The organism is Pseudomonas sp. ICMP 8385, assembly GCF_002699915.1.
Taxonomy (GTDB): Bacteria; Pseudomonadota; Gammaproteobacteria; order Pseudomonadales; family Pseudomonadaceae; genus Aquipseudomonas; species Aquipseudomonas gessardii.
Window position 1 is genome coordinate 1 of sequence record NZ_LKBY01000154.1, and the last position, 9,471, is coordinate 9,471.

At 53.2% G+C, this 9,471-nt stretch carries 6 protein-coding genes and 1 pseudogene; 4 read left to right on the forward strand and 3 right to left on the reverse strand.

Features of this window, described 5'->3' with window-relative positions; all coding sequences use genetic code 11:
- A partial coding sequence (locus tag AO268_RS32850) for a hypothetical protein (protein ID WP_176561424.1) occupies window positions 1–1,297 on the forward strand: 1,297 nt, incomplete at its 5' end.
- Entirely contained in the window at window positions 1,297–2,337 is a 1,041-nt protein-coding gene (locus AO268_RS29860) for a hypothetical protein (protein WP_099170721.1), read from the forward strand. The genes AO268_RS32850 and AO268_RS29860, both read left to right, overlap by 1 nt.
- A gap of 77 nt (window positions 2,338–2,414) precedes the next feature.
- Here AO268_RS29860 and AO268_RS29865 read toward each other — a convergent pair.
- Window positions 2,415–3,005: pseudogene (locus AO268_RS29865) on the reverse strand (DEAD/DEAH box helicase); the annotation flags it as partial.
- A gap of 62 nt (window positions 3,006–3,067) precedes the next feature.
- On the opposite strand from AO268_RS29865, the gene AO268_RS29870 reads away from it, so the two are divergent.
- Both AO268_RS29870 and AO268_RS29875 read left to right on the forward strand, forming a co-directional pair.
- A protein-coding gene (locus tag AO268_RS29870; RefSeq protein WP_099170722.1) for an IS3-like element ISPsy29 family transposase occupies window positions 3,068–4,218 on the forward strand; the annotation gives its coding sequence in 2 pieces (ribosomal slippage) (window positions 3,068–3,302 and window positions 3,302–4,218; 1,152 coding nt in all).
- A gap of 109 nt (window positions 4,219–4,327) precedes the next feature.
- The gene (locus AO268_RS29875; RefSeq protein WP_176561425.1) at window positions 4,328–4,933 is read left to right on the forward strand and encodes a hypothetical protein; all 606 of its coding nucleotides are present in this window, start codon (window positions 4,328–4,330) and stop codon (window positions 4,931–4,933) included.
- Here AO268_RS29875 and AO268_RS29880 read toward each other — a convergent pair.
- A complete protein-coding gene (locus tag AO268_RS29880) occupies window positions 4,912–6,852 on the reverse strand; it encodes an AAA family ATPase (RefSeq protein ID WP_038445798.1) in 1,941 nt (646 codons plus the stop codon). The two genes, AO268_RS29875 and AO268_RS29880, sit on opposite strands and share 22 nt — an antisense overlap.
- 515 nt (window positions 6,853–7,367) lie before the next feature.
- A complete protein-coding gene (locus tag AO268_RS29885) occupies window positions 7,368–8,564 on the reverse strand; it encodes a hypothetical protein (RefSeq protein WP_038445796.1) in 1,197 nt (398 codons plus the stop codon).
- Window positions 8,565–9,471 lie beyond the last annotated feature (907 nt).

Consider the following 9,471-nt stretch of genomic DNA (forward strand, 5'->3'; position numbering starts at 1 on the left):
CTCGGCGTCGGCGAAGGTCATCTGCTTCATCGGGAAACTCGGTGGGTGGGGTCGCGGTATTTTGCCAAATCAGAAAGTCTTTTTCAGAGTTTCCCTAGGCGATAACCTGAATGGAATGGCTACTCGCTTTGGCGCCGCAATGGTCAGTACTGCGCTGGGTATGTTAGCGCGAGTTATTCATACCGGATTTCGTATCGATGCCAACGACGCGGTCAGAAGTGTTGAGGAGCGGGCGATTCACGCGGCCGAAAACCTCGCTATCTCTTTTGACAATAGCTTTCAGCAGCTCGAAGTGTTCCGGGATAAAGTCGATGTCGCTTCCCGAGAGGCGGTGCAGAGTGTGAAGGAGCAGGTCAAGGCGCTGTATGAGCACAATATCAACGCCACCGATGCTTACTTTGCCAATGCTACGCAGCAGAGCAATGAAGCCTTCTCGCTCATTTTGGAAAACACTCGGCAAGCCAGTGACCGATTGCTGATCACTATTAATGAACTGGCCGAAAAGAGCGCCGTCACGTTGCGTCAGATGGAAGATAATGCGTTGGATTTCGGCACGATGGCGCGTGATCGTGTAGAGCAAATGATCTTTCCAGATGACCTGTTCACCCGCAAGTTGGGTGGTCCAATCGATACCTTGGCAGGCACAACGGACAGCGTCAGTGAAGGTGTTGCATCCCTCGCCGAAGATGTCAAAACTGCCACCCGCCAAGTCACCACGGCCATACGCAATCTGAACGCCAAAACTCAGACTCTGGATGAGAACCTAGTCGCAGTCGGAGCCATTGTGACGAGCCAGGAGCGTCTGGTGAGTGCGATGAAACAGCAGAGCAAAGAGGTCATGGACAGCGTTGAGCGTGTGCAGAAAGAGTACCTGGATTCGCTGGACGACCAACAAGAGGAGTACCTCAACGAGATCAAGACTCGCCAGCAATCGGTTGAACGCATTGCAGACAAGCTGGAGGCCCTGAGCATTCGAATCGAAAACGCCGATACGGTAGAGCGACTGAGCACTGAAGTCACCGATGCCCTGAGAGGTGTACGTGAGGTCACTCAGACCAACCGAGACGTTTTGGCTGAGCGTCTTGAGCTCAGCTTGGCGCCGCTGATTCAGGCACTGGTTGAGAGTAATGAACGGCATCAGGGGGTCGCCGCGCGCATTGAGCAGCACAATCGTGCGATCGAAACTGCTTACATCCAGATGGATGCCCTGATCACTAAGATCGGCGACGTATCGATTGGGGAGATGGCCAGTCAACATGCAGAGCCTGCGCGTCCGGCTGATGCGAGAACCGCCTGATGAGCGGAAAGAACGATCAGGTTTTTCAGCTCTCGCTTACCGAAATCTTTATCATCGTCTGCTTTATTCTGTTGTTGCTAATGGGGTACCAGATTTTTAAGTTAACCCATAAAAATCAGGCGCTGAATGAGAAAGTGGCCGCCTTCCAGGATCTGGATATACGTGAAAAGGCGATCAGTACAGCGGCCGAGGCGTTGAAGGCACGTATGACCGCATTAGGTGTGCGTAAGCCTGATGAGATTATCAGCAAACTGATAGATGCCTCAAAAGCCAATGTAGAGCTGGATCGCTTGAAAGTGCTCTTGACCCAAAAAGATCAAGAGCTGACTGCTCTTGCAACCATCGAAAAAGCGTTGATGGAAGTGGCTGGCCAGAAGAAAGGTGATGACGCCAAGCAACTGATACTAGAAACCATAATGTCGTTTGAGCAGTTGAAAAAGCTGGTTGTCGATCCTGATGACGCAAGCGACGCGCAGCCTACCGATGTAGTGAAGCGTGTCGCGGCGTTAAAAGCCCAGGAAGACATGCTGGAGGCAGCTTTCGGGACAACAAATGATCAACTCCAGCAAACGATCAAGCATGCTGTGACCTTGGTTCAGGCAGAAAAAAGCGGCGTAAATCCGGTTGAGTTGCAGAAAGCGAATAAAGACTTACGGGGTCAAGTTCAGTTCCTGCAGAACCGCTTAAACAAGGGTCGCGGCGGCGACCTCCCACCGTGTTGGGTGAATGAGGTCACGGGCAAGCCGGAGATGTTCCTCACAGTCAAACTCAGTGAGAACAATCTCACATTCGAACCTGCCTGGCCGTCTGCTCGTCAGGAGGACGCGATGGCGCTGCCAGGTATTGGCGAGTTGATGTCCACTACCACCCGAACCTATGAAAGCTTTATTCAAGCGGCTAAACCGGTATCGGATTTGGGGTCACAAAAAGAGTGTAAGTACTACGTGCGTTTGGCTAGCCAGATTCAGGATGCAGTTACGTCTGATCGGCGCCGGTTGACAGTTGAGAATTTGTTTTACAAAGTGGAAGTCAGGCGGTAAGGGATTCACATTGGAAATGTCTTGGTGTTGTTCGGACAGGAGATCGTCCGAACACATCAACCTCGCAAGGTTTAGATTCAGCTCATCGACTGTCTCTGGGCAAAACAAACTGCGGTTGAAATATCGAGCGATATGGATGCGAAAGATTTTATAAGCAGCGTCTCTGGCAGCGCCCAATCCCATTTTTCGCGCAACATGTTCTCCACATCTGAGAGTATCGAGTTCAGATCGCTTGGATCCAGACTTCCCACATCCGTGAGCGCATTTTTTGTCTGATCAATGCTCGCGTCGATCTCTATAGCTAAGCCCGAATTATCACAAGGTAAACCTACATGATTGAGCAGCAGCCTTAGTGCATCATTAGCGTAATCCCCCAACCAACTGATCAAATAACATTTCCCACCCGACTCGATAAGGTACCGCTCACCAAGCCCCAATAAGGCAAAAGTTTTCCGGGCCTCATCGAGTAAAGCTTTAGCACCATGATCGATAAAAGGGCAGGGGCTGGAATCCGCCAAGACTGCTCGCATCTCCGCGCGTACGGCGTCATGTACCATTGCGCCCAAACCATCGAACTGTGGAGGAGCACCACCGCGTGCCGCTGAAACAATGATGACCTTGGCCTGCAGGTCAACATCACGCACCTGCCATCGACGGCCACCGAAGATTGAATCGCCCCGGGTTTCGTAGACACCTCCATGCCTTAAACTGAGGCCAATCAGGAGGTGCCATGAGCAACCCACGTTATCCCGAAGAATTCAAAATCCAAGCGGTCAATCAAGTGACCGAAAAGAAGCTGCCTGTCGCTGATGTGGCGGCGCGTCTTGGCGTGTCGACGCATAGCCTCTATGCCTGGATAAAGCGCTACAGCAAACCTCAGGCAGAACGGCAGCAAGACGATGATCAGCACGCTGAACTGCGTCGCCTGCGAGCCGAACTCAAGCGGGTCACTGAAGAGCGAGACATCTTAAAAAAGGCCGCCGCGTACTTTGCCAAGGAGTGCGGCTGAAGTACGCCTTTATCAAGCAGCGCGCGGGCGACTATTCCATTCGACGGCTTTGCCTGACGCTGAAAGTCCATCCCAGTGGTTATTACGCTTGGTTGTCTGAGCCGCAATCTGCACGCGCTAGAGACGACCAGCGATTGCTGGGTTTGATCAAGCACTCGTGGCTGGAGAGCGGCGGAGTTTATGGCTATCGCAAAATTCATGACGATCTGCGCGAGGTCGGTGAGGATTGTGGTCGGCATCGTGTGGCGAGGCTGATGCGTCTTGAAGGTCTGCGCTCTCAGACAGGGTATCGACGCCGCCCTGGCAAATACGGCGGTAAGCCAGCCGTCGCCTCACCCAATTTACTGAAACGCCAGTTTGATGTCGTAGAACCCAACAAAGTTTGGGTCACTGACATCACTTACATTCGTACGTATGAAGGCTGGCTGTATTTGGCGGTGGTGCTGGATCTGTTTTCCCGTCAGGTCGTTGGCTGGTCAATGAAGTCGCAGATGACCAGTGATTTGGCCATTGATGCGTTATTGATGGCGGTTTGGAGGCGAAAACCGAAACAAGAGGTGATGGTTCACTCCGACCAGGGCAGCCAGTACAGCAGCTCCGATTGGCGCAGTTTTTTGAAGGCAAACAATTTGGTTGCCAGCATGAGCCGCCGAGGCAATTGTCATGACAACGCCGTGGCTGAGAGCTTTTTCCAGCTTCTGAAACGGGAACGAATCAAGCGGAAAATCTACACCTCACGGCAAGATGCTCGTAGTGATGTGTTCGATTACATCGAGATGTTCTACAACCCAAAACGCCGCCATGGTTTCAACAATCAGCTGTCACCGGTAGAGTTTGAAAAACGTTACGCAATGAGCTTGCAAGGTGTCTAAAGAATCCGGGGCGATTCATTGGACAACGGAGCGTGGAGCATCACCGGTAGAGTTTGAAAAACGTTACGCAATGAGCTTGCAAGGTGTCTAAAGAATCCGGGGCGATTCATTGGACAACGGAGCGTGGAGCGCTTACCAGCAGGGCACGCAGTTCGATGAGCGTGCTTTCGGCCGTGCCGTGGATCTTCTTGGCGAAGACGCTGACTGGGTTGTCCTACCTGACATCGTGGCAGGTGGGATAGAGTCTCTGGATTTCAGCCTGCGCTGGCTGGATCGGCTGAAGGGATTTCCTCGAAGGTTGCTCATTGCTGTGCAGGATGGAATGGAGCCAGACGATGTGCGTGAGTTCCTGAGCCCATCCGTAGGGATATTTCTCGGAGGGAGCACCCCTTGGAAGCTGCAAACCATGGCTGCATGGGGTGTCCTTTCTCGTCGCCGCAACTGCTACTACCACGTTGGCCGGGTAAACAGCGCTCGACGGATCGGAATGTGCGCTGCCGCCAGTGCAAATTCCTTCGACGGGACCAGCGTGACACGCTTCGCCGACACGCTGCCTGCGCTCCATGCCGCACTATGCTATGCAGATTATCAGGGTGATCTTTTCTCTCTAGCCAAGGAGGACGTTGCGGCAACGCCATTCAATTGCTGTTGGCCGCTGCCTTCGAGACAGCACTGTTTTGATGGAGCCCACCATCATGAAGATGAGGTTATCTGAGCTTTCGCTGCCGTGGACATATCAGACGCCCAGTCCCGGAGATAACCAGGAACGATGAGCTTGTGACGAGCTCTCGATCCACCCGTGTAAAGGGCTGCAAAAGCCCTGCTCGCTGCAATTCGGTCGCCAGGCCCTACTTGACTGAGCAAGTCTGGAGCGAGCATCACTGCGTCGATTTCGGAATTGCGTGCGTCCATGACCCGGCCAAGCTGAAGCAGGGCTGTACCTGACACATCGAGGTTGAGTAACGATGCCTCGAACTCATATGAGCTATAGCCTTTGCTGAGCATCCGGTCGATGCGCTGAAAGCTACTATTTTTGCTGCCCATGTCCGCCCGGAGATCATCCCAGTGGGTGTATTTGAAGAGCGCGCTATGCTTTGGCCGTTCTTGATCATGGAACAGGCCTATGCAGTCGAGAATGAACCGGCGGAAGGTGTTGACTGCACCCGGTAGCAAACTGAAACGCGCGCCAGCGATGGCCAGGCGCTGAAACCACTCGAATAATCCCCACTCGGAATCTACGAGAATTGTCACAGCCCCAGTGGGAACCTCTGGCTTGTCGTAGTAAACAATCTTCGTCTCGATACCGTTGTTGCCCTCGATCGAGGCCAATTTCAGGATCGGGTGTTTGTCGATGAGGGGGTTTATGACTCCCTCGATTTGCCGGCCGGCGCGAATGGAGTGTGTGATCTCGTGCTTGCGGAGGGTGCTAGCACGCTGGTGGTAGCTCCCATCAAGGCGCTGGCATGCATCACCCAATGTAATCACGGGCTGAGTACAGCGGTCGAGAAATACCGAGAGTGGCCAGCTAAGGTCGTGCGCTTCGTCGACAATAATGTGGGTGAATTCTAGGCCTATCACTGCCTCATGAAGCAGGGTCATGTGCTTAATTCGGTGATACCCACGAAGCGGGAGCTGAAGGCGCGGATCGGTCGGCTCTATGGTCTGCTCCCACAATTTTTGCGCATACCCCACCAGCACCAATCGATCTACGGCATCAAGAGCAAGCCCCTTTGGGATGTGCTGCTCGGCTAACGCAAAATCAATGCTGTTGCAAAATGCGGCCACCATTCTTGCGCAGGCCGTGGCTACTTGAGCTGGGCTGAGCCTACTGATCCATCCGAAACCCAACCGTGACGCAATGTCTTCCGGGGTAACCTGGTGCCGAGCAGATGCCCGCTTACCTGGTCGGTAATAGCCGACACCTCGCTCGAGCACATAGTTGGCGAGATCTCCGAACGTCATTCCTCTCACGTTCGCGGCTCCGATTCGTTGCATCAATGCCTGGAGCTGGACCGCGGTGAAAGCCAGCACGAGTGGTCGGCTTGAGGAAAGCGAGTCCACTAAGCGTTCGATCATATGGGTCTTACCGGTACCAGCGAGGCCCTGGATATGAATGCTCTCATCGGGTTCGGCATGAATAATGCGGAATGTACGGCTCTGCTGATTCGACAGAGAAATTGTTTTTCCCGATGACGTCTCGAACGAATGCTTGAGCGGGTTGAGCTTCTGGGCGTGCGCAGCACGGAAATTGAAGTCCCAGATCCCACCGTTGAGGAATTGTTTTGCGTCCAACGTCTCCTCATCAAGGAAGCGAACACGCAGTCGAGGCATGAGCGCCAGCCCGCGCTCAAACAACTCTGGCTTAAATTTGCCTGCGATCAGATTAGAAAAAGTACCTGGTGGATGCGTGTGGCTCAGCTCTGTTCCAATCGAAATCAACTCGGCCAGGGCTTTCTCTACGAGCATTTCGCTTTTCGGTTTACCGTCCAGAGCCGGCAAATTCTGGAGGACTGCCACCGAAGCCACTTGGGGGACGTCCCACTGCCCCAACAGGACGCGAGCAGAAGTACTCGGATCAACCAAGGAATTGGCCTGGGAAGCCAGCAGCGGGATGTAAAGAACCGAATCGCTCACGCATTGTTCTCAATGGGATGCACGTCTACGAACGCCACCACCAGTAGCGCCAGTGGCAGGGCTTAGCTACCCAGTGTATGCCAGGTCGGCCAAACGTCACAGCATCTCACCGCCGGTACCAGTTGAGCTGGCAGCACCTAGCGGCCATGAGGATTTGGTTAGGCGGTCGCAGGTAGTCGAGATACCGACTAAAACTTTTCGCAGTCGGCGGGCCGAGTCTGTGCCATTAAGCAGCATTTGAGAGCGGCTGAGGTCGTTACTTTCTTCCCAGCCAATTCCTCTGGTATTTCCATCACCTGACTCATGATGGCCTCGCTTACCAAAGCATCGCCTTTCACTCAAGAGGAAATACCCATGGCAAAGCATGACGATGACAACCGCTCCAACCAACTGAATCCTACTAGCGACGCCTACTGGAGTTCCCGTGGCGAAGATGAGCGCCCGGTGGACTGGGAAGACCAAATAGCAGACTGATGTGCAACGGGAAGGGTCGACATCAACTCGACTCTTCCCGATCAGACCAGGGGCTGGCCTAGTAAATTTCGAGCCTTGCGGTACTCCTCTACATAGGAAAAAAAAACCGCCTCGATTAGCGACTCTGAGAAACGTCTCTTTTGCATTTCACCCAGCATATACCGACTGGTCTCAGCGAAATGAAAGCAGTAAACCAAGCCTGTGACCTCAGCCTGGGCCTCGCTTGCAGTTAGACCGCGTAAAACAGTCGCCTTGTGTGCGACCGCCGTGGCGAACGACAGCACGCTGTTGCGCTTGGGTCGCCCTTTCTCGCCAGAGAGCCAATCACGCAGCGTGTGTTGCCGGGAAGCAATCTCCGGGAATTCATTTTGATCGTAGTCGTGCTCGGCCCAGATCCGACCCAAGGAAGATGAAAGGGTATCGTCGGCTGGGCAACGGCACAGCACAGCGAAATATTTCAGGCAGAACTCAACTGCATTCGTCCAGCCTCCCGCTTTCTGCCTCACAGGAAGCAGATCCGCGAACAACATTTCGTTCTGTTTCCCCGCCCGAATCGTAAGCACCCATTGGGCCAAACTGCTGTCCACTATGTGCCAGGCGGCGAAGCGAAGCAGGAAACTAGCCAGGTCCGCTAGCCGATAATTGATGAAGTCAGAGCCCGCCACCACCTTGTCAGCATCGGACTCACAAGCCAGCAGTTGCAGCATACGCTCGGGGGAGCCTGGAGCACCCAACGTGTGCATCAGCGAGCTATTGGCCAGAGCTTCCAATCTGGCCCGGTTAGTAGGCATCGCTGGGAGAATTTTGCACATCAATTGCCATTCCGTTTCTAGCAAGCCCGCCCAGTAAGCGCTGCAAACTTCACTCTGGAAAGTGCGGTGAACAAGGACAATCCATTGGGCGTAAGGCTTCCAGAGGGCATCCTTCCGCAACGAGTCATGTAGCAGCCCATGGGAACTAGGGTTGGTCGCGAGTGTTTTAGTGAGTTTTAGGATCTGGCTTGGCCGCAACTGCATGGCAGCAGGCGGCTTGCTCATCCATTTGCTGAAGGTCTTCCAGGTCAACCAGCCAGGCTGATGATTTTGCTCATAGCATTGCTTGGGCAACTCAGGCATGCCGAGCACATCGAAGACGAATTCAAGTGGAGGGAAGAAGGTACAACCTTCGCGATAGGGTACTAGAGTCTCGCCCGGGCTGTTGATCAGGTCGAGAAGTTTCTCACTGGCTTGAGCATCCATGTTTTGCAAAGCTCCAGACGATTCGAATCCAATACATTATTGGCTGATACCAAATCGTAGAGTAGCGCAACTAGGGTGATCCGCGATGCGTATGGTTTGTCGGTAGAGCTTTCGCTTTGCCAATGTGGACGGCAGGCACCTACCAGTGTGCCGAGGGGAATATCTCTGTCTCGATTGCGAACGTCAAGTGTGATGCCGGATTTCGCCCTGCTGATTGAAATTTGAGCATCGCCGGGGGAGCGTTCCCCGTCAGCTGCGGCAGGGCTTTATCCACAGACTTACCCCCATTTTCAGGGGGTAAATATGATGGAGAAAGCACTGGGCAAGAAGACAGTATTCGTATTTCTCAGATCTAGTTTTTGAAAGGAATCACCGAAGCTTCTGCACTGGGCATGTCTTCTGGACAGCCACTACGGTACTCACTTAGCCCCCAGAGTGCTTGGTGCACCGCTGCGGGTGAGCAACCTTCACGAATAATTAGCGTCATCCCTTCGATAAAGACCAGTGCCTTCCTTTGCTCATCACTCATTTGCTGTACATGAGGATAACAAGCCAGAGCGCTCATCCTGTAACTATCGCTCAGTCCGTTTAAATCTGGCCATGGTACTAAAACTACCTGGTCAGTTCCTGGATTCCAGCACAGCATTCGATTTTTACAGCTCGCACTTGAATGCATTCAACTATCTCCAATACAAAGACGCATGTTTTTTTATCGATTCACCGACAACCAATATCTCCCCGTATTCGGGTTGCTCAGCAAATATACATGTTCCATACCTTCAAACGAGGTGTCCAACTTTTTGACGCCTTCACCTAAGGATGCTCCGATCAACTTGCTGCGCGGCGGCCGCAAGTCGTAATTTGCACGGCACGCAGCGCTATTTGCTCAAAACGACCTGATGCAGTG

What these genes read in the sequence shown, in the direction of transcription:
- AO268_RS29860 (WP_099170721.1), top strand. Translation starts at nt 1,297, where the DNA reads ATGAGCGGAAAGAACGATCAGGTTTTTCAGCTCTCGCTTACCGAAATC.
- AO268_RS29885 (WP_038445796.1), bottom strand. Translation starts at nt 8,564, where the DNA reads ATGGATGCTCAAGCCAGTGAGAAACTTCTCGACCTGATCAACAGCCCG.